Source organism: Achromobacter sp. 1012554356 (assembly GCF_059760815.1).
Map to the genome: position 1 here is coordinate 38,041 of NZ_JCBANC010000042.1, position 18,898 is coordinate 56,938.

An 18,898-nucleotide genomic window follows, 5' to 3' on the forward strand; every position below is an offset into this window, starting at 1 on the left:
GCCGGCTCTTTCTTCGGGTCAGTTGGCGGAAGCGCCGGCGGCTTGCACCACGGCTTTCCATTTCTCGATCTCGGTGCCGATGAAGGCGTTGAATTGCGCCGGACCCTTTACGGTGGGCACCGCGCCCAGCTCGATCACGCGCTTCTGCATATCGGGGTCGGCCATGGCCTTCTCGATCGCCTGATCGATCCGGTTCACGATGGGCGCCGGCGTGCCTGCCGGCGCCAGCACGCCAAACCACGAGCCCGCTTCGAAATTGGGCACACCGGCCTCGGCCATGGTGGGCACGTCGGGCAGATTGGTGCTGCGTTCGGCGCTGGTCACCGCCAACGCGCGCAGCGTGCCATTCTTGATGAAGGGCAGCGAGGTCGGCAGGTTGTCGAACATCAGATGCACCTGGCCACCGACCAGATCCGTCACCGCCGCGGCGCTGCCCTTGTACGGCACGTGCACCATGTCGACACCCGTGCGGCTCTTGAACATCTCGCCCGACAGATGGATCGAACTGCCCGCGCCGCTGGACGCGAAGCTCAGCTTGCCCGGATTCTTCTTGCCGTACTCGATCAGTTCCTGCACCGACTTCACGGGCAGGCTGGCCGTCACCGCCAGCACGTTGGGAACGGATGCCACCAGCGTGATCGGCGCAAAATCCGCCGGCTTGAACCGGATGTCCTTGTAGATGGCGTAGTTGATGGCCTGCGTGCCCACGGTGCCCATCAACAGCGTGTAGCCATCGGCATCGGCGCGCGCCACGAAGTCCGCGGCGATGTTGCCCGCCGCGCCCGGACGGTTCTCGACCACGACGGGCTGACCCACCGCTTTCTCGATGTGCGGCGCAATCAGGCGGGCCACCACGTCGGTGTTTCCGCCCGCCGAGAACGGGATGACCATGCGGATCGGTTTGGTCGGCCAGTTATCCGCCGCGCTCGCGCCCGCCGATGCCGCCAGCGCGACCAGACCCGCGCACGCGTAGGCAATGCCCTGCTTGGTGCTCTTGAACATGTTGTCTCCTTGTTTATGGTTTTTGATGTCCGGTACTGCAGTGCATCCCGCAACGCCGCGGAAACGGCGTCCGGGAGATTCGGTCAACCCGCCTCGGCCAGGGTGCGTTTCAGGCGCTCAAGCAGCAGATCGATCTCGGCATGGTCGGTCGCGTCCAGCTTCGGGCCCGGCCGGCGCATGCCCGCATGCTTGATTGCGCCACGGCGTTTCATGATCTCCTTGCGGACGGCGACGCCCCACTGGCTCTGGTTCTCGTAGCTCAGCAAAGGCAGGTAGCGGTCGAACACCGCGTGGGCGTCGTCGACACGGCCCGCCGTGTACAGCGCATACACCTGCGACAGCATCTCGGGATGCGAGAACCCGGCCATCGGTCCGTCAATGCCGCGGCCCATTTCCAGCGGCAGGAACATCGCGTTGTTGCCGGTCAGAATGGCGACCCGGCGGCCGGGCAGGGCGCGCAGCTTGGTGATCTTGGTGATGCTGGGCAGGTCCTCTTCCTTGACCGCCTGAATTTGCGGATGCCGCTCGATCAACTGGCCGATCACCGGCACCGACATCCAGGTGCCCGTCGAAAACGGAAAGTCCTGCAGCACCGTCGGCACGTTGCCGATCCGGTCAAACACGGCCTCGAAGTAGGACAACACTTCCTGTTCGGTGCGCAACCCGCCCGGCGGCGCGATCATGACGCCGGCGGCCCCGGCGTCCATCACCTGTCCGGTCAGCTCGGCCATCTGCGCCACGCTGCTGTTGCTGACCCCCACCACGACCGGCTTGTCCTTGGCCCGCGCGATAAACCGCGACGCCACCGCCAGCGATTCCGCCGGCGTGAGCTTGTTGGACTCGCCGGCAACGCCCAGCACGGTCAGCCCGTTGGCGCCATGCGAAAAATAGAAGTCGGTCAGCGAGTCGACGCTTTCCAGGTCGATGGCGCCATTTTCCTGAAACGGCGTCTGCGCAACGATGTACACGCCACGGGCTTGGTCAAGCATGTTGTCTCCTGATCTTGGTGTGAATATCGGCAAATATTAGCGCTAATATTTTATTAGCGCTAATATTTGCCGATAGGGAATTTCCCCTGGTTCTGAACCGTTGCAGCCAGCGCGTGGGCGACGGCAGGAGGCGCCTTCCTGCCTATGCCGCTTTACGACTCGATCAGGTTCAGGACGTCATCGTCAGGATGATTTTGCCCACGTTCTGCGCCGATTCCATTCGGCGATGCGCATCGGATGCGCGTTCGAGCGGGTAGGTGCTGTCAACCACGGGCACCAGGCCCGCGCCACTGGAAAAGCGGTCCAGCCAGTGCTCACGGAAACGCTGAACCATCGCGTGTTTTTCAGCCTGGGGGCGCGATTTCATGACCGTGCCGTGTATATGCAGATGTCGATACAGGATGTCCTCCAGGGCGATGCTGACTTGTCCGCCGCCGCCCAGGATGCCAACCTGAATCAGCCGTCCGCCGTTTGCCAGCGAGGCGATGTTGCGCGCAAAGTTGGGCTCTCCGATAAAGTCGATCACCACGTCAACGCCGCGCGCCGACGTCCGCTCGGCCACCACCTGCGCAAAGTCCTGCGTGCGGTAGTCGATCACGTAATCGGCGCCCAGCCGCTGAACCTGCTCGAGCTTGTTGGCTTCGGCAGTGGCGTACACGGTGGCGCCCGTTGCCCTTGCAAGTTGGACCGCCGCCGAGCCCACGCCACCCGCCGCTGCGTGGATCAGCACGGAATCACCCGCCTGCAGGCCGCCCAGATGCAGCATCGCTTCGTGCGCGGTAACGAACACTTCCGGAATCGCAGCGGCGTGGACGTAGTCCAAGGCGTCCGGAATCGGCAAGGCCATGCGCCAGTCCAACCGGGCAATCTCCGCATAAGCGCCGCCACCCACCACGCCCATCACGCGATCGCCTTGTTTGAAGCCGCGCACCGCACTGCCTGCCTGCAGCACTTCTCCAGCAATTTCCAAGCCCATGATGGTCGAGTCCCCGAAATTCGGGCGGCCGTACCCGCCACGGCGATGGGTCAGATCGGCGCGGTTCACGCCTGAGGCATGGACTCGAACGATAAGGTCATCGTCTCGCATCTCAGGCGGGGGAACGTCAGCCATCTGGAGCACATCCGCATCGCCAAATTGTTCAAAAGTGATCGCCTTCATTATTTGTCCTCAAGGTTGTTTTCGGGTGACGCGGCCAATGTGGCGTGTGCAATTGCCGAGGCGGTAATCGCGGCGGGAAACCCGACGTAGAACGCCAGGTGCGTGATGGCAGCCGCCAATTCATTGCGCGTCAGTCCGTTGGCGAGCGCGCGGCGCAGATGCGCGGGCAATTCCTCTGTATGGCCTGCCGCAATCAAGGCGGCCACGGTGACCAGGCTGCGGTCCCGGGCCGCCAACGCGGGGTCGCCCCAGATGTCGGGGTAAAGCGTGTTGTCGACGAAGGCGGACAGCGCCGGCGTGAACGCGCGCGCTGCCTCGCGCGGATGGCTGAAATCGATGTTGGACATGGCGTGTACCTGGTTCAAGCCTGGCTGATGAACTTGTGCGTGAGGTAATACTCAATTCCCTCCACGCCGCCCTCCGAGCCGTGTCCGCTTTCCTTCATTCCGCCGAAGGGCAATTCGGTTGCCACGATTCGATATTGGTTGATGCCGATCATTCCGGCTTCCAGACCATCGGCCACGTCTATCGCGGTGCGGGCGCTGCTGGTGAACGCGTATGCCGACAGGCCGTAAGGCAGCCGGTTGGCTTCTTGCAAGGCGTCGGCCAGTTCATCAAAGGGCAACAGCACGGCGATGGGACCGAACGGTTCTTCGTGCATGATCTTCGCGTGCATGGGCACATCGGCCAGCACAGTGGGTTCGAAAAAGTAGCCTTCGCCCTCAGCGGCCTTTCCCCCGGTCAGGACCGTAGCGCCGCAGGCCACCGCGTCGGCGATCAACGACTGCATCTTGTCCAATTGGCGCGCGTTCGCCAACGGTCCCACCTGCGTCTCCGGATCCAGCCCGTTCCCGACCTTCAATGCGCGTGCGGCTTTCACGAAGTGTTCGCGGAATTCGTCATAGACGCCGCGCTGAATCAGAAACCGTGTGGACGAAATGCAGACTTGGCCGGTGCCACGGAAGCGGTTGGCGGCGCCCTCGGTTGCGGCGCGCTCAACGTCGGCATCGTCGAACACAAGCACGGGTCCATGACCGCCAAGTTCCAGCGTGATGGGCTTGACTCCCTCGGCGGCTCGCGCCGACAGCAGCCGGCCGATGGGTACTGACCCCGTGAAGGTCACCTTGCGGACCACCGGTGAGGCAATCAGGTGGCGCGAAACGTCGTCTGGGACGCCAAAGACCACCTGCAGCACCCCTTTCGGCAGCCCCGCATCATCCAGGGCGCGTGCCAACGCCAGTGCGGTTGCCGGGCTTTCCTCGCCGGGCTTGATGATGACGCTGCAACCTGCGGCAAGCGCGGCGGCCAGCTTTCGTGCCGGCGTGATCGCCGGAAAATTCCAGGGCGTGAACGCGGCCACCGGACCGATCGCCTGCCGTTTGACCAATTGCTGCACGCCGGGCCGATTCGCAGGTACGACACGGCCATCGATCCGTTTGGCTTCTTCGGCAAACCATTCGAAGTAATCGGCGGCGCGCAGCACTTCGTCGCGGCTTTCGGCCAGAGGCTTGCCCTCTTCGAGCGTCATCACCGTTGCAATGTGCTCGGCCCGGTCGCGCATCAAGTCCGCACCACGCTTGAGAATGCGGGCGCGCTCGTTGGGAAACGTCGTGCGCCACGCGTTGAAGGCCGGCTGCGTTGCCGAAAGCGCGCGGTCCAGATCCGCCGTCGTCGCAAGGGGCACGCGGCCCAGTTCTTTGCGTGTGGCGGGATTGACCACACTGGCTGTCTCGCGTTCGCGCGCGCCTATCCATTCACCATCGATGAAAAGGTAAAGCGGGTCATAGGTGCCATTCATGGTTGCAAACTCCGATAAGATTGTTCGTTACCAGCCGGCTCCATTTCCAACCCGGCAGACTCGACCCGCTAGGAAGGGGCGGTATCTGTCGGGGGCGGGACGCTTGTTTTCTCCAAGCGCTGGATCAGGGGCCTGACCATGGCTTGAAGTCTAGGGATGTGGGGCGCGCGGATTTAGCCCCGAACGGAAGAATGACTTTCCCTGCCAGAGGAAAAGTCGCATGAACTCGATGGACTCACGATGGACAAGCTATACAACATGTCGGTTTTTGCGAAAGTGGTGGAGATGGGCAGTTTCACTGCCGTGGCCAACCATCTTTCCACCACGGTCGGCAATATTTCGCGCGCCGTCACCGTCCTCGAGGAAGGCCTGAATGCCCGGCTGATTCAACGCTCCACGCGTCGCCTGGTCGTCACCGACGTGGGGCATCGTTTCTACGATCGCTGCCTCGCGATCCTGAGCGACGTCGAGCAAGCAGAAGCCGAAGCGGGTCATGCAACGGTGGCGCCACGGGGCGTGTTGCGCGTTCACGCCGTGCCCGGCCTGGGTCGAACGCTAGTCGCTCGCGCGGCCCTGGCGTATAGAAAGGCCCACCCCGACGTCTCTGTCGACCTCCTGCTCTCGCAGCGCATGCCGAATCTGCTTGAAGAGCAGCTTGATGTCGGAATCGTGATTGCGCGGGCCTTGCCCGACTCCACGTACGTCAGCCAGAAGATTGGCGTCAGTCATTGCATCTTGGCGGCGTCGCCCGCGTATCTCGAACAGCATTCCCCGGTGCGCACGCCAGAGGACCTTGCCGAGCACGCCTGCATTTTGCTGAGCACGGTGGACTATGCCCCGGACGAGTGGCATCTGGAGGGCGAGGGCGGTACGTTTACCCACCGGCCTTCGGGCGGACACCTTGGTGTGAACGATATGGATGCGATGGCGACGGCGCTGCGCGATGGGGCGGGAATCGGTCTGCTCGCAGGATTTTCCGCCATTGAAGATTTCCGGCGAGGCACCCTGGTGCGGGTATTGCCTGGGTATCACACGAACCAGCGCAATGTGTATGCGCTGTACCCCTCGCGGCAATTCGTCGACGCAAAGATCAAACTCTTCATCGACGCATTGAGACTGCACGTTGGTGAGCAACTTGCGGGATATGTCTCAGAGCTGGGTATCACGGCCGAAGACGCGATTTGATCCGCTGACGCCGGCGATCAGGCGGTTCGGGCTGGCCTGGAGAAGCGTCAGGCGCTTTGACGCCGCATCAACGTGAATCCCACATCGACCCGCAGCCCCTCATTGGCCTGTCCGTCCAGGCGGTCGATGATGGCGCGCGCCGCCTGCTCGCCAATCAGCGAGCCGTCAATGCGCACAGTCGTCAAAGGCGGGGTGGTGGCCGCCGCGTAGGCCTGATCGCCGAATCCCACGACGGCCAGGTCGCTCGGTACCTGCCTGCCCATCGCCGCGGCTTCCAGCAACACGCCCATGGCAATCATGTCGGTGCTGCACACCACGGCATCGGCATCGGGCACGCGCGCCAGCAGTTCCGCCAGCCCGCTGCGGCCCGCGCCCATGGTGGCGGGGGCGGGGATCAGCACATGCGGCGTATCAGCGTCCGCGTCGATCAAGCGCAACTCGCGCGCCGCCGCAGTGAAACCCTGCAACCGACGACCCGCCCGTGGATCATTGCCGATGACGGCCACGGGCCGCCGTCTTCCGGTTTCGGACAGAAACTGTGCCACGCACGCGCCCGCCGCCTCGTGAGAAAAACCGATCAGCATGTCGACCGGATCATCGTTCCAATCCCAGGCTTCCACGACGGGAATGCGCGCCGCGCGTAACTGCGTGCGTCCCGTCGGGGTCAGCACCGTGCGCATCATGACCACGCCATCCGGCCGCCGGCCCAGGATCGCTTGCAGGGCGGACACTTCCAGCTCGGGGTCGTAGCCGCTTTCGGTCAGCATCATCTGATAGCCATGCCGGCTCAGATGCAGGCTGAGCGTCTGCAGCGCCTCCAGAAACACAGGGCTGCCCAGCGTGGGCACCGTCACCGCCACCAGTCGGCTGCGGCCGCTGGCCAGGCCTCCGGCCACCAGGTCCTGCACATACCCGGTCTGGGCGATGGCGTCGTTGATCAGTTTGACCGTGCGTTCAGGTACGTTTTCGGGGGCGTTCAGGACGCGCGACACCGTGTGCATCGACATGCCCGCCACGCGCGCGACGTCGGCAATGGTCACCCGGCCGGACCCCCGCCGAGGCGCGCGGCTGGTGGCAGGCTTGCTGCGACGCTCAGAGGGTAGGGTGGGCATGCGGCCTCGCTGGGATCAGGGTAGGCCGGATTGTACCGAGCCTAGGTGTCTGACACCCGTTGAAACGCCACCGCAAGCTGACGACGATTTCCGCCGGGTGTCAGACACCGCCCCAAGCAAACTGCCCTTCTAACGCCCCCCGGTATCAGGCGAAGTCAAGCACGATTCGGCCTTCGATCTGGCCCTGCTTCATGCGGTCGAACACGCTATTGATGTTGTCCAGGCTTTCGGTGGCGACGGTGGCGTGGACCTTGCCTTCTTCGGCAAATTGCAGCGATTCCTGCAGATCCAGCCGCGAACCCACGATGGAGCCGCGCACAGTCACGCCGTTAAGCACCATGTCGAAGATCGACAGCGGGAAATCCCCCGGCGGCAGCCCATTCAGCGAGATCGTGCCGCCCCGGCGCACCATGCCCAGCGCCTGCTCGAAAGCCTTGGGCGACACCGCGGTGATCAGCGCGCCATGCGCGCCGCCGAACTCCCGTTTCAGGTACGCGGCCGGATCCGTGGTCCGTGCATTGACGGTGACTTCCGCGCCCAGGCGGCGCGCGAAATCCAGCTTGGCGTCGTCGATATCCACCGCAGCGACGTTCAGACCCATCGCCTTTGCGTATTGCACCGCCATGTGGCCCAGGCCTCCGATCCCCGAGATGACCACCCAATTGCCAGGCCGGGTGTCCGTCATCTTCAGGCCCTTGTACACGGTGACGCCGGCGCACAGGACCGGGGCCACCTCGATGAAGCCGACGCTCTTGGGCAGCAGGCCCACGTAATCGGCGGCGGCCAGCGCGTACTCGGCGAAGCCGCCGTTGACGGAGTAGCCCGTGTTCTGCTGCTGCTCGCACAGGGTTTCCCAGCCGCCCAGGCAGTGTTCGCAATGGCCGCAAGCGGAGTACAGCCAGGGGATCCCGACGCGGTCGCCTTCCTTGACGTGGGTGACGCCAGCGCCCGCGGCGACGACATAGCCGACGCCCTCGTGGCCGGGAATGAAAGGGGGATTGGGTTTGACGGGCCAGTCGCCCTCGACGGCGTGCAGGTCCGTGTGACAGACGCCGCAGGCTTCGATCTTTACCAGGAGTTCGCCCGGACCCGGGCGCGGCACGGCGACTTCTTCGATTACCAGCGGTTGGCCAAACGCGCGTGCCACTGCGGCCTTCATGGTCTTGTTCATCACTACCTCCGAAGTCTGATCAGTTTCACTATGCTCGGCCGCTTGGTCGGCCAATACCATGATGTACATCAATTAGCGCGGGAAGGTACACCTCGTCACCGGTTCGGGGCCATATTGCCCCGGGCGAGGAAGTCGTCGTACAGTCGTTCGCAGGCGCGCCGGTCCCAGCAGCGTGTCGCCGTTGCCCAGGAGTCTTCAATGTGTGAAATCTTCATCCGCGCCACCGAGCACTCCTATGCCTGCGAAACAAGATCGCTGCGCCTGCACGGCGTGGCGACCAGCCTGCGGCTCGAGCACCTGTTCTGGCAGGTCCTCGAAGAGATCGCCGGGCGGGACGGCATGCGGGTCACGCAACTGATCGAACGCCTGTACGACGAACTGGTCGAGTACCGGGGCGAGGCCGCCAACTTCACGTCGTTCCTGCGGGTCTGCTGCCTGCGGTATCAGTTGCTGCAGGCCGACGGCCGGATCCCGCGCGACGCCAGCGTGCCGATTCAATCGCTCAATGCAAAAGCCGTGCTGGAAGGGCTGCCGCCGTCGCTGTGCGACGCCCAGCCGGTCCCGGCAAAGCGCCGCGCGGCATAAGCCGGCTGGCCAAAGCCATGAAAAAAGGGCCCGATGCAATCGGGCCCTTCATCTTTACCGCGCGCAACGGTCAGCCAGTCATCAGCCGCCAGCGCCAATCGACGCCATGGCCACTTCGCTCTGTACGATGCGGCGGATGCGCACGGCATCGCCGATACGCGAGAGCTTGCCCTGCGAATCCAGCAGCACGATCGCCAGATCGCGGCCGTTGATGCGCGCCAGCATCACCAGGCATTCGCCCGCTTCGTTGATGTAGCCGGTCTTGGACACCTTGATGTCCCAGTCGGGCTTGCGCACCAGCAGGTTGGTGTTGCGGAACGTCTGCGTGCGGTTGTTGATCTCGACCTCGTACTCCGTATCGGTGGAGTAACGGTGGATCAGCGGACGCTGCGATGCCGCGCGCAACAGGCGCGCCAGATCGTGCGGCGACGACACGTTGTTGCTGGACAGGCCGGTGGGCTCGATGAATCGCGTGCTGGTCATGCCCAGCGACTGCGCCTTGGCATTCATGGCGGCCACGAAGGCGGACAGGCCGCCGGGATAGTGGCGGCCCAGCGCGTTGGCGGCGCGATTCTCGGAGGACATCAGCGCCAGGTGCAGCATGTCGCCGCGCGACAGCTTGGTACCCACGCGCAGCCGCGACGTCGTGTGCTTGAGTTCGTCGACGTCGTCGTCGGTGATCTCAAGCATCTCGTCCATCGGCAGGTTGGCGTCCACGACGACGACCGCGGTCATCAGCTTCGAGATCGAAGCAATGGGGCGCACGACGTTTTCGTTCTTGGCGAAGATGACCGTGGAGGTTTCCAGATCTTGCACATAGGCAGTGCTGGATCGCAGCGCGGCCGCTTCGGCGCGTGCCGAGGCGGCGGGCGGCGGCATCGCGGCGCTGGCCGCGGCGGCTGCGGCAACGCGCCGGCCGCGCGCGGCCTTGTCCGCCTTGCCACCCTTGCCGCTCTTACCCGACGCGCCCGCCTTCTTGGACGGCGTGCCTTTCGCGGCGACCTGCTTGCCGCCCTTGGGCGGCGCCTTCTTGGCCGAAGAGGATTTGGGAGGCGCCTTCTTGGCGGACGGCGCGGCCTGCTTGGCGGCGGCGCTCTTGCCCGAGCCCGCCTTGGGCGCGGGGGCTTTCTTTGCTTGTTGCGCCTTGCAGGCTGCCGATTTGGCGTTGGTCTTGCAAGGATCGGAGTTCTTGGCTGCTTGTGCCGCAGGGGGCAGGAGCGCGCACACCGCCAGCGCGGCAGGCGCTAGGGCTTTCGCAATTGCACGAGTCCAGGAAAAGGCCATGGTTGAGCAGGCTTGTCGGTCTGTGAACAAATATTTCTTAAGCCGGCGTTTCGTCGGATCAGGAAAAGTCCAGATGAATTATGGGCTTACGCGTCGAATTTAAACAGCAATTTCAAGTGTCACGCAAGGCGATTTGCGACGTTTACCGAAAAAAATATTGGTGACATATTGACGCAGCAGCAATTAGTCACATGTCAGAAGTCGCAAAGCTAACCGCGCGGCGCGCAAGAGCGTAGCCCGGATTAACCCTCATCTGGCTGAATGGGTGGACTTTTTTGAGGAGAGACGGCGCGCATGGCCGAGGCCTGAGTGGCCTCGCCGGGTGGAATCGAACCACCAATTGACCCTTAGGAGGGGCCGGTTATATCCATTTAACTACGGCGAGCGGGGCGGGATGCGCAAGACGCTTGCGCCACTGAGGGCGGCAAGCGGGCGCCAGCGTGGGCGCGCTTTGCACTAAGGCCTTGAAATTGCTGCGGAACTTGCGAGCCGAAGTTTAGCACTGCGGACGCCGGCTTCGAAGCAGGACGCAAGTCTATCAGCAGGCGCGGCAACCCCCAAATCATTGGCCTTCGCGCGGGCGGCCCGCAATCGCCGCCTACGCGAAGCTTGTTGCGCCAACGCGGGTATTCACAGACCCGCCTACCGACTTGTATATGATGTTTGCGTCCCGCCGCCGCGCGGGGCCGCCCCGAGGAGGGGGCGCAAACCCAAAAACAACCAGACACGGGTTTCATGTCTAGCCAAACCGATACGATTTCCGCACGCACCATTGCCTTGGGCACCCTGGTCGTGCTGCTTGCCATGGGGGTGCGCGCCACCTTCGGCCTCTTCATGCAGCCCATGGGCCTGACGCACGGCTGGAGCCGCGAAGTGTTTTCCATGGCCTTTGCCCTGCAGAACCTGGTGTGGGGCGTGGCCTGTATCTTCATGGGCATGCTGGCCGACCGCTACGGTTCGGGCCGCACCATTGCCCTGGGCGCGGTGCTGTACATGCTGGGCCTCATCGGCACGCGCTTTGCCACCGACGAAGCCACGCTTTATCTGACGGCTGGCGTGCTGGTCGGACTGGGCCAGGCGGGTACGACGTTCCCTGTCATCCTGCCCGTGGTGGCGCGCGCCGTGCCGCCTGCCTACCGCAGCACGGCGATGGGCATTGCGAGCGCGGGCGGCTCGCTGGGGCAATTCGCCGTGGTGCCCACCGGACAGCTGCTCATCACCGGCCTCGACTGGACGGGCGCGCTATGGGTGCTGTCGCTCTTCGTGGCGTGCGCCGCGCCGCTCGCGTACTTCCTGCGCGGCCGGCCGCAAGCGCACGTCGGTCCGCAGCAATCCCTTGGCACCGCCATCAAGCAGGCCGTGCGTCATCCGTCGTTCCACTTCCTGTTCTGGAGCTACTTCGTCTGCGGCTTTCACACCGCGTTCATCACCTTGCATTTGCCGGCTTATGTGACCGATGGCGGGCTGACGGCCGGGCAGGGCGCCACGGCGATCGCGCTCATCGGCCTCTTCAACGTTCTGGGGTCGTTCTACGCCGGCAAGCTTGGCGGCAAGTACAGCAAGAAGCGCCTGCTGGCGGTGGTGTACTTCATGCGGGCGTTCGGCATCCTGTTGCTGCTGTCGGTGCCGCTCACGCCGTGGGTGTTGTACGCGTTCGCCGCATGGATGGGCTTGTTCTGGCTGGGCACCGTGCCGCTGACGCAGGGGCTCATCGGACAGATCTATGGCCTGCGCTATGCGGCCACGTTGTCGGGCATCGTGTTCCTCGGCCATCAGTTGGGCAGCTTCATCGGCGTATGGCTCGGCGGCTACGCCTATGCCAAGACCGGCAGCTATGACCTGGTCTGGTGGCTGGGCGTTGCACTGGCCGTCATCGCCGCGCTGCTGTGCCTGCCCGTGCGCGAACAGCCGGTGACGCCGGCTCAGCCCGCGACGGCCTGATCACGGCACACCGGAATCGCGCCATGTACCCCAGCCCGCATCCCGAAGCCCCGCGCCGCAAAGGCTGGCGCGCTGTTGGCGTGCTGGCGCTGGCCGCCGTGCTGGGGCTGGCGTTCTGGGGATACACCACGCCCGAGATGCAGATCCACTGGGAAAACCTGGCCGCGCTCTGCGGGTTCTGACAGGGCTCGGCTTACCGCAATCGGCGTATTTCGCCGGCCGGCTCGCGGTATCCTACGGCGGAGATTTCTCTCCGCCTTTTTCATCTTTTTTTCTTTCGCGTGGCGCCTTGCCGCGCGGCCTTGGATGACCATGCAGGACGCAGCGCCCACCTACTCCGAACTCTCGTTGCCGGACATCGCCAGTCTGCCTGCGGCGGATACGCTTGTCCTGACGGTGAACAACCGCTTGTCGCGACGCCTCACGCTCGAGCTCGCCGGATTGCTGCGCCAAGAGCGCCAGGTCAGCGAACTGCCCCGCATCCTGCCGTTGTCCGCCTGGCTTGCTGAATCCGCCAACGAACTCGCGTTCGAATCCGACGAAGACGTGCCTGCCTATCGGCTCGACAGTTTCGCCACGCAGCTTGTCTGGACCGAAGCGATCCGCCTCGAAGAAGCCGAACGCGTCCTGCTGGACGCCAGCCAGGCTGCGCGGCTGTCGATGGATGCCGACCTGCTCATGGACGAATGGGCGCTGCAGGTGCCATCCGGCGCGGACACCGACGAATACCGGGGGTTCGCGCGATGGCGCGAGCGCTATCGCCAGACGCTTGCCGGCATCGATGCCGAAGACGCCAACCAAGGCTATGCGCGTGTGCTGCGCGCACTTGAAGCCGGCCGCCTTGCCACGCCGCGGCAACTGGTGCTTGCCGGATTCACGGATATCTCTCCTCGCTTCCAGCGCCTGTTGCTCGCGTTCGAGGCGCAGGGCACCGACGTTGCGCAATGGCGCGACACCCAGCGCGTGCAAGCAGTGGCGCATCGCTTCGAGGCCGCGGACCAAGGCGCCGAATGGCGCGCCGCTGCAGATTGGGCAGCCAGCCAATTGAAGGCCAATCCCGCCGGCCGCTACGCCATCGTCTCGCCGCAACTCGAGGCCGAGTCTCCCTTTGCACGTCGCGTGCTGAGCCAGGCGCTGGCCGGGCGCGACGGCGCGCCGGCGTTTGCGTTCAACGTTGCCGTGGGCCGTCCGCTCGACGAATGGCCCATGGCGCGCGCGGCGCTGGCGTGGCTGAGGGCCTTGGCCGAATGCGCGTCCGGCAAGGGATGTGGCGTCGACGTGCTGGGCGCCGCGCTGCTCGCGGGGCATTGCGCCGGCGACGTGCGTGACCGCGCGCGTCTTGCGGCCATCGACGCGCGCTGGCGGCGCCAGGGCAAGCTGCACGTTGAGCCGCAAGAGTGGCGCAAGCTGCTCGCCGACATGCCGGCGTTGGCGCAGGCGTGGAACCACGCCACAGAGATCTGGACGCAGGGCGGCAGCAAGGCTATGTGCGATGTCTGGATGCTGCGCATGAAGGCCGCATTGACGGCCCTGGGTTTTCCGGGCGAAGCGCCGCTCGATAGCGTGGGTTATCAGGTGATGGGGGCGCTGGGCGATGCGCTCGGCAGCTTTTCGGCGCTGGCGCCGGCGGCCGGCCGTCTGGGCGGCTTGGCGGCGGTAAACCTGCTGGAAAGCGTGGCGCGTTCATCCTCGTTCCAGCCGCAGCGCGATCCGCTCGCGCGATTGGACGTGCTGGGATTGCTGGAAGCCGAAGGCGGCTCTTGGGATGGTGTCTGGCTGCTGGGTCTGACGGACGACGTGTTGCCGGCTTCGCCCAAGCCGAACCCGCTGCTGCCGCTCGCAGTCCTGCGCCAGGCAAGCGCGCCACGCGCCACGCCCGAGCGCGAGCGCGAATGGGCCGAAGGCATGTACGCCGCACTCTGCCGCTGCGCGCCGGGCATCATCGTCAGCCACGCGCACATGGACGGCGAGCGCGAATTGCGCCCGTCACCGCTGATCGCCGCGCTGGCCCTCACCGATTGGACGCCGGCCTTGATCGACGCGCAGGCCGCTTTGCCGCAGGAGTCGCTCGACGATTCGCAAGGGCCGCCGCTGGCGGCCGGAAACCGCGGCGGGGGCGGGCTGGATGTGCTGGACACGCAGGCGCGCAATCCGCTGTGGGCTTTCGTGCGCCATCGCCTCGGCGGGCGCGAGCTCGCCCCTTATGCCGACGCCGCCACCGTGAACGTGCGCGGCCAGTTCTTGCACAAGGCGCTCGAAGTGGTGTGGGGCATGATGCCCGACCAGGATGCGCTGCACGAGCAGCTTGCGGCGGGCCGCCTGCCGGCGCTGCTCGAGCAGGCCGTGGCGCAGGCCGCAGACGAAGAACTCAAGGACTACGCGCCGGCCTTGCGGGCGCTGGAATGCCAGCGCGCCCAGGCCGTGCTGACGTCATGGCTCGACCTCGAAGCGCAGCGCATGCCGTTCGCGGTCGCGCAGGTCGAAAAGAACCACCAGTGGCAGCGTGGCGCGCTCAGCCTGAAGCTGCGGCTGGACCGCATCGACAGCCTGCCTGATGGCCGCAACGTCATCGTCGACTACAAGACCGGCGTGGCCGCGGCCAAGCCCGAGCCGGACTGGTCGCGCAGCCGTCCCGTGAACGTGCAATTGCCGTTTTACGCGTCCGTGCTGGCCGACGCAGCCGGCGGCGAAGCCGCGGGTCTGGTGCTGGCGCAGATCCACGCGAGGCAGGTCGCCGCGCAAGGCTTGGCCGACGAAGACCTGGGCATGCCGGGCGTCACCCTGGCCAGCGAAAGCAAATTCTTCGACGGCCTGTCATGGCCCGAGATCCGCCAGCGCTGGCGCGTGGCAATCGAATCGCTGGCTGACGAATATGTGGCCGGCTACGCGGCCAACGTCGCGTACCGGCGGGACGATCTGAAATACTGCGATGCCTTGCCGTTCCTGCGCTTGCATCTGGACGACGAGGACGCATGACCATGGCCGAACAGGATCGCCTTCCGCATGACCACGCCGCTCGCGCGGCGGCACTCGATCCCGCGCGTTCTTTTCTGGTCCAGGCGCCTGCGGGGTCGGGTAAGACCGAGCTCCTGACCGACCGCATCCTGGCCCTGCTTGCCACGGTGAACCGGCCCGAGGAAATCGTCGCCATCACCTTCACGCGCAAGGCCGCCTCCGAGATGCACGCACGCGTGCTGAGCAAGCTGCGCCGTGGCCTGGACGCGCCGCCCGAAGCCGCCCACGAACGCCGCAGCTGGGATCTCGCCCGCGCGGCGCTCGCGCGCAATGCCGAACAAGGCTGGCATCTGCTTGAGCATCCCGCGCGTCTCGCCATTCGCACCATCGACTCGTTCTGCGCGGGGCTGGTGCGCAGCATGCCGTGGCTGTCCGAGCTGGGCGGCATGCCGGACATCACGGACGATGCGCGCTCGCACTACGAGGCCGCGGCGCGCGCCACGCTGGACCTCGCCGACGACTACGAGGCCGTGCGCATCCTGCTGCGCCACCTGGACGTCGACGTCCAGGCCGCCAAGGACGCCATCGCCGACATGCTGGGCCAGCGCGATCAATGGCTGCCGCTCTTGCGCCACGGTTCCGACCGCCAGGCCATGGAAGCCACGCTGGCCGAGGCCATCGGCGAAGACCTCGATGCATTGTGCGCAGCCATGCCTTATGGCTGGTCTGAATCGTTGTGCGGTCCGGCGCGCCTGGCCGCCGCCCATCTGCAGGACGGCGAAGACGAAAACAAGCTCGTGGCGTTGCTGGACTGGACCGACGAACTGCAGCCCGACGCCGAATTGCTGGACGCCTGGCGCGCCGTGGCGCATCTGCTTCTGACCGGCACGGGCTCGTTGCGCAAGACCGTCAACAAGAACCTGGGATTCCCGGCCAAATGCGCGCACAAGGAACCTTTCGTCGCCTGGCTTGAAGGCGCCGACGCGCAAGGCGCGTGGGTGCGCCGCCTGCATGCCGTCCGCGATATCCCCGCGCCGCATTTCACCGATGCGCAGTGGGAAGTGCTGGGCGCGCAGCTCATGACGCTTGCGCTCGCCGTGGCACAGCTGCGCCTGCGCTTCGCCGACAAGGGCGAGGTGGACTTCATCGAGATCGCCCAGCGCGCCGCCGCCGCATTGGGCAGCGCCGACGATCCCGGCGAACTGCTGCTCAAGCTGGACGCCTCGATCCGCCATCTGCTCATCGACGAATTCCAGGACACCAGCCAGACGCAGCTGGATCTGCTGCGCACGCTCACCGCAGGCTGGCAGTCTGGCGACGGCCGCAGCCTTTTTCTGGTGGGCGACCCGATGCAATCGATCTACCGCTTCCGCAAGGCAGAGGTCGGCCTGTTCCTGGAAGTGGCCGACGTCGGCGTGGGAGAGGTCAAACCAGATTTCCTGAACCTCACGGACAATTTCCGATCGCAAGCCGGCATTGTGGACTGGGTGAACCAGTCGTTCGTCGACCTGCTGCCCCAACGCAGCGACGCCGCCGCAGGCGCCATCGCGTACAGTCCATCCACCGCCTTCCATCCCGCCTTGCCCGACCCCGCCGTGCGCTTTCACCCGGCGTGGTCGCGCGAGGGCGCGCCGCCTGCCGAAGAACAGGCGGAGGACATCGCGGTGGAGCTGGTGCGCCAGGCTCTCATCGACCACAAGGGAGCCAAGCACCCCGTCGCCATTCTCGTGCGCGCCCGCAGCCACCTCGGCAACCTCACACGCCGGCTGGCACACGAAGGCATCCGGTCCCGCGCAGTCGACCTGGTGCCGCTGGCGCTGCGCCCGGTTGTGGCCGATCTGGTCCAGCTTGTGCGCGCCCTGTCGCATCCGGCGGACCGTCTCGCCTGGCTGTCGGTACTGCGCGCGCCGTATTGCGGCCTGACGCTCACGTCGCTTCAGCGCCTTTTCGGCGACGATCACATCACGCCGGTGCCCGTGCTGCTAGAACGCGCCTTGCGCATTGCCCCGCAGCCCAGCGCCACGGCAACCGCCGCTGCGTCGGCGGGCCCGCAAGCGTCGCTCTTCGACGCACCGGCGCCGGAACCCGAAGCGCCCTCCGCGCAAACCGTGCTCAGCGCCGACGAGTTCGCGCGCCTGCGCCAAGTGGCGTCCATCTTGCTCGACAAGCGCAACGCCTCCGGCGCCATCCCGTTCGCGGCATGGGTGGAATCGCTGTGGCGCCGCCTGGGCGGATCGGGCCTCTACGCCGGGCTGTCCGTTGCCAACGACGCGGAAAGCCTGTTCCAACTGGTCGAGCGCCTGGCGCCGCACGGCAACATCGACGTGGCCGCGCTGGACGCCGGCATCTCCCGCCTGTTCGCGGCGCCCGACGCCGCCGACGAAGACGAGGGCGCGGTCGAGATCATGACCATGCACAAGTCCAAGGGCCTGCAGTTCGAAACCGTGATCCTCTACGGCCTGCATCGCGCCCCCCGCGGCGACCAGGCACCTTTGGTGCGCTTCGAACAAAGCGGCGGCCGTGTCCTCTTCGGACCGGTCAAACCCCGCGCCGAAACCGAGGCAGACCCCGTCTCGCGCTACCTCGGCGCCCGCGAAGCCCGCCGCGCCTCCTACGAAATCGATCGCCTCCTCTACGTCGCGGCCACAAGAGCCCGCAAGCGCCTGCACCTGGTGGGACACGTCTCGATCGACGAAGCCACCGGCCAGCCCAAGACCCCACCCGCAGCCAGCCTGCTTGGCCGCCTGTGGCCCTGCCTGACCCCACCCGTTCCGCCATCGCTGAACGGCGAGCCGGTAGAGGAGGAGGGCGACGCCCCCGAATGGCAAGGCGAACCCCTGCGCCGCATCGACGGCGCGGGCCTGACCCAACTGCAACGCCACTCGAACATCACCATGAGCGCCGGCTTCGCCACGGCAACGCGCGGCGCATGGGGCGAAGCCGCCGAACATCCCGCCTGGCAACTAGAGGCCGGCTACGACGCCGCCATCGGCACCTTGGCCCACGCATGGCTGGCCCGCATCGGCCAGGACGGCGTACAAGCGTGGCCCCCCGAAGCGCTAACTCCCCGCCTCCCCGCCATGCGCCGCCAACTGACACGCGCAGGCATCCCCGCCAGCCAAGCCGACGCAGCCGCCGAAGCCGTCCTCGAAACCCTGCAAGCCACCCTCGCAGACGACCGCGGCCTGTGGCTCCTATCCCAATCCGGCGCCCGCCGAGAATGGCCCCTCATCGACGCGGCAGGCAAAGTGTCAGTCATCGACCTGGCCCTAAGCACCGAAGACGGCTGGCTAATCGTCGATTACAAGACAGGCCGTCCCCACCCAGGCGAATCACCCCCCGCCTTTGCCACCCGCATGCGCCAACGCCATGGCGAACAGTTACAGCGTTACTGCACCCAAGTCACCGCCCTAGACGGCCGCAGCGCCCGCGCCGCCCTGTACTTCCCCCGCGCAAAGGCGTGGATAGATTTGATGGAATAAGGCCCAAGCCAAAGCGAAGCGAGCAAAAAGTGGCCAAGCGCAGCGACGCCCGCATAAAACAGCTGCCTCGAACGCGCAAGCTCCAACAAACCGAGCACAGAAGGGACAAACGAAGCCCTCGCAGCCCAACTTTTTAGCAATCAAAGCCAAGCAAACGCAGCGAGCCAAAGGGGGGCAAGCGCAGCGACGCCCAACCAAGGCAAAGCGAAGCGAGCCGAAGGGGGCAAGCGAAGCG

General features: G+C 65.6%; 14 protein-coding genes and 1 tRNA gene. 6 read left to right on the forward strand and 9 right to left on the reverse strand.

The genetic code is table 11. The annotated features are described in order from the left end of the window. Positions 1–18: 18 nt before the first annotated feature. The 5 genes from AC6LJW_RS20310 to AC6LJW_RS20330 form a co-directional block, all read right to left on the reverse strand. A complete protein-coding gene (locus AC6LJW_RS20310; RefSeq protein ID WP_056570845.1) occupies positions 19–1,002 on the reverse strand; it encodes a Bug family tripartite tricarboxylate transporter substrate binding protein in 984 nt (327 codons plus the stop codon). An 83-nt stretch (positions 1,003–1,085) separates the two neighbouring features. Continuing rightward, positions 1,086–1,991 carry a dihydrodipicolinate synthase family protein gene (locus AC6LJW_RS20315; RefSeq protein ID WP_291377183.1) on the reverse strand — a complete coding sequence of 302 codons (906 nt, stop codon included), beginning with the start codon at positions 1,989–1,991 and terminating at the stop codon, positions 1,086–1,088. 169 nt (positions 1,992–2,160) lie between these two features. Next, positions 2,161–3,150: an NAD(P)H-quinone oxidoreductase gene (locus AC6LJW_RS20320; RefSeq protein WP_498088133.1), complete on the reverse strand. Its 990-nt coding sequence runs from the start codon at positions 3,148–3,150 to the stop codon at positions 2,161–2,163. After that, a complete protein-coding gene (locus AC6LJW_RS20325) occupies positions 3,150–3,497 on the reverse strand; it encodes a carboxymuconolactone decarboxylase family protein (protein WP_498088134.1) in 348 nt (115 codons plus the stop codon). The genes AC6LJW_RS20320 and AC6LJW_RS20325 overlap by 1 nt, the downstream gene beginning before the upstream one ends. A 14-nt stretch (positions 3,498–3,511) precedes the next feature. Further along, on the reverse strand, positions 3,512–4,948 hold the full coding sequence (locus AC6LJW_RS20330; protein ID WP_498088135.1) for an NAD-dependent succinate-semialdehyde dehydrogenase: 1,437 nt from the start codon (positions 4,946–4,948) through the stop codon (positions 3,512–3,514). 240 nt (positions 4,949–5,188) lie between these two features. Here AC6LJW_RS20330 and AC6LJW_RS20335 point away from each other — a divergent pair, with 240 nt between their 5' ends. Continuing rightward, positions 5,189–6,133, forward strand: a complete 945-nt coding sequence (locus tag AC6LJW_RS20335) for a LysR family transcriptional regulator (protein WP_498088136.1) — start codon at positions 5,189–5,191, stop codon at positions 6,131–6,133. Between the two features lie 47 nt (positions 6,134–6,180). On the opposite strand, the gene AC6LJW_RS20340 is transcribed toward AC6LJW_RS20335, so the two are convergent. Together AC6LJW_RS20340 and adhP are read right to left on the reverse strand one after the other, a co-directional pair. Then, on the reverse strand, positions 6,181–7,245 hold the full coding sequence (locus AC6LJW_RS20340) for a LacI family DNA-binding transcriptional regulator (protein ID WP_056570834.1): 1,065 nt from the start codon (positions 7,243–7,245) through the stop codon (positions 6,181–6,183). A gap of 145 nt (positions 7,246–7,390) precedes the next feature. Beyond that, positions 7,391–8,416 carry an alcohol dehydrogenase AdhP gene (adhP, locus tag AC6LJW_RS20345; RefSeq protein WP_498088137.1) on the reverse strand — a complete coding sequence of 342 codons (1,026 nt, stop codon included), beginning with the start codon at positions 8,414–8,416 and terminating at the stop codon, positions 7,391–7,393. A 198-nt stretch (positions 8,417–8,614) separates the two neighbouring features. Between adhP and AC6LJW_RS20350 the strand changes: the two genes are divergently transcribed. Then, the gene (locus tag AC6LJW_RS20350) at positions 8,615–9,001 is read left to right on the forward strand and encodes a ribbon-helix-helix domain-containing protein (RefSeq protein ID WP_056570831.1); all 387 of its coding nucleotides are present in this window, start codon (positions 8,615–8,617) and stop codon (positions 8,999–9,001) included. Between the two features lie 81 nt (positions 9,002–9,082). On the opposite strand, the gene pbpG is transcribed toward AC6LJW_RS20350, so the two are convergent. Beyond that, positions 9,083–10,285: a D-alanyl-D-alanine endopeptidase gene (gene pbpG / locus AC6LJW_RS20355; protein WP_427985991.1), complete on the reverse strand. Its 1,203-nt coding sequence runs from the start codon at positions 10,283–10,285 to the stop codon at positions 9,083–9,085. Between the two features lie 310 nt (positions 10,286–10,595). Continuing rightward, positions 10,596–10,670, reverse strand: a tRNA-Arg gene (locus AC6LJW_RS20360). Positions 10,671–11,020: 350 nt separating this feature from the next. On the opposite strand from AC6LJW_RS20360, the gene AC6LJW_RS20365 reads away from it, so the two are divergent. The 4 genes from AC6LJW_RS20365 (at position 11,021) to AC6LJW_RS20380 (ending at position 18,663) form a co-directional block, all read left to right on the forward strand. Continuing rightward, positions 11,021–12,226 carry an MFS transporter gene (locus AC6LJW_RS20365; protein WP_056570792.1) on the forward strand — a complete coding sequence of 402 codons (1,206 nt, stop codon included), beginning with the start codon at positions 11,021–11,023 and terminating at the stop codon, positions 12,224–12,226. A 23-nt stretch (positions 12,227–12,249) separates the two neighbouring features. Further along, complete coding sequence (locus tag AC6LJW_RS20370) at positions 12,250–12,408, forward strand: hypothetical protein (RefSeq protein ID WP_498088138.1); 159 nt, start codon at positions 12,250–12,252, stop codon at positions 12,406–12,408. A 124-nt stretch (positions 12,409–12,532) separates the two neighbouring features. Next, positions 12,533–15,202 carry a PD-(D/E)XK nuclease family protein gene (locus tag AC6LJW_RS20375; protein WP_498088139.1) on the forward strand — a complete coding sequence of 890 codons (2,670 nt, stop codon included), beginning with the start codon at positions 12,533–12,535 and terminating at the stop codon, positions 15,200–15,202. A 2-nt stretch (positions 15,203–15,204) separates the two neighbouring features. Continuing rightward, the gene (locus tag AC6LJW_RS20380; RefSeq protein WP_498088140.1) at positions 15,205–18,663 is read left to right on the forward strand and encodes a UvrD-helicase domain-containing protein; all 3,459 of its coding nucleotides are present in this window, start codon (positions 15,205–15,207) and stop codon (positions 18,661–18,663) included. Positions 18,664–18,898: the final 235 nt, after the last annotated feature.

Excerpts from the sequence above, each read along its gene's own strand:
- AC6LJW_RS20310 (WP_056570845.1), bottom strand. The coding sequence starts at position 1,002 with ATGTTCAAGAGCACCAAGCAGGGCATTGCCTACGCGTGCGCGGGTCTG.
- AC6LJW_RS20380 (WP_498088140.1), top strand. The coding sequence starts at position 15,205 with ATGGCCGAACAGGATCGCCTTCCGCATGACCACGCCGCTCGCGCGGCG.
- AC6LJW_RS20325 (WP_498088134.1), bottom strand. The coding sequence starts at position 3,497 with ATGTCCAACATCGATTTCAGCCATCCGCGCGAGGCAGCGCGCGCGTTC.
- AC6LJW_RS20370 (WP_498088138.1), top strand. The coding sequence starts at position 12,250 with ATGTACCCCAGCCCGCATCCCGAAGCCCCGCGCCGCAAAGGCTGGCGC.
- AC6LJW_RS20315 (WP_291377183.1), bottom strand. The coding sequence starts at position 1,991 with ATGCTTGACCAAGCCCGTGGCGTGTACATCGTTGCGCAGACGCCGTTT.
- AC6LJW_RS20335 (WP_498088136.1), top strand. The coding sequence starts at position 5,189 with ATGGACAAGCTATACAACATGTCGGTTTTTGCGAAAGTGGTGGAGATG.
- AC6LJW_RS20340 (WP_056570834.1), bottom strand. The coding sequence starts at position 7,245 with ATGCCCACCCTACCCTCTGAGCGTCGCAGCAAGCCTGCCACCAGCCGC.
- AC6LJW_RS20320 (WP_498088133.1), bottom strand. The coding sequence starts at position 3,150 with ATGAAGGCGATCACTTTTGAACAATTTGGCGATGCGGATGTGCTCCAG.
- AC6LJW_RS20375 (WP_498088139.1), top strand. The coding sequence starts at position 12,533 with ATGACCATGCAGGACGCAGCGCCCACCTACTCCGAACTCTCGTTGCCG.
- adhP (WP_498088137.1), bottom strand. The coding sequence starts at position 8,416 with ATGAACAAGACCATGAAGGCCGCAGTGGCACGCGCGTTTGGCCAACCG.
- AC6LJW_RS20350 (WP_056570831.1), top strand. The coding sequence starts at position 8,615 with ATGTGTGAAATCTTCATCCGCGCCACCGAGCACTCCTATGCCTGCGAA.
- AC6LJW_RS20365 (WP_056570792.1), top strand. The coding sequence starts at position 11,021 with ATGTCTAGCCAAACCGATACGATTTCCGCACGCACCATTGCCTTGGGC.
- pbpG (WP_427985991.1), bottom strand. The coding sequence starts at position 10,285 with ATGGCCTTTTCCTGGACTCGTGCAATTGCGAAAGCCCTAGCGCCTGCC.
- AC6LJW_RS20330 (WP_498088135.1), bottom strand. The coding sequence starts at position 4,948 with ATGAATGGCACCTATGACCCGCTTTACCTTTTCATCGATGGTGAATGG.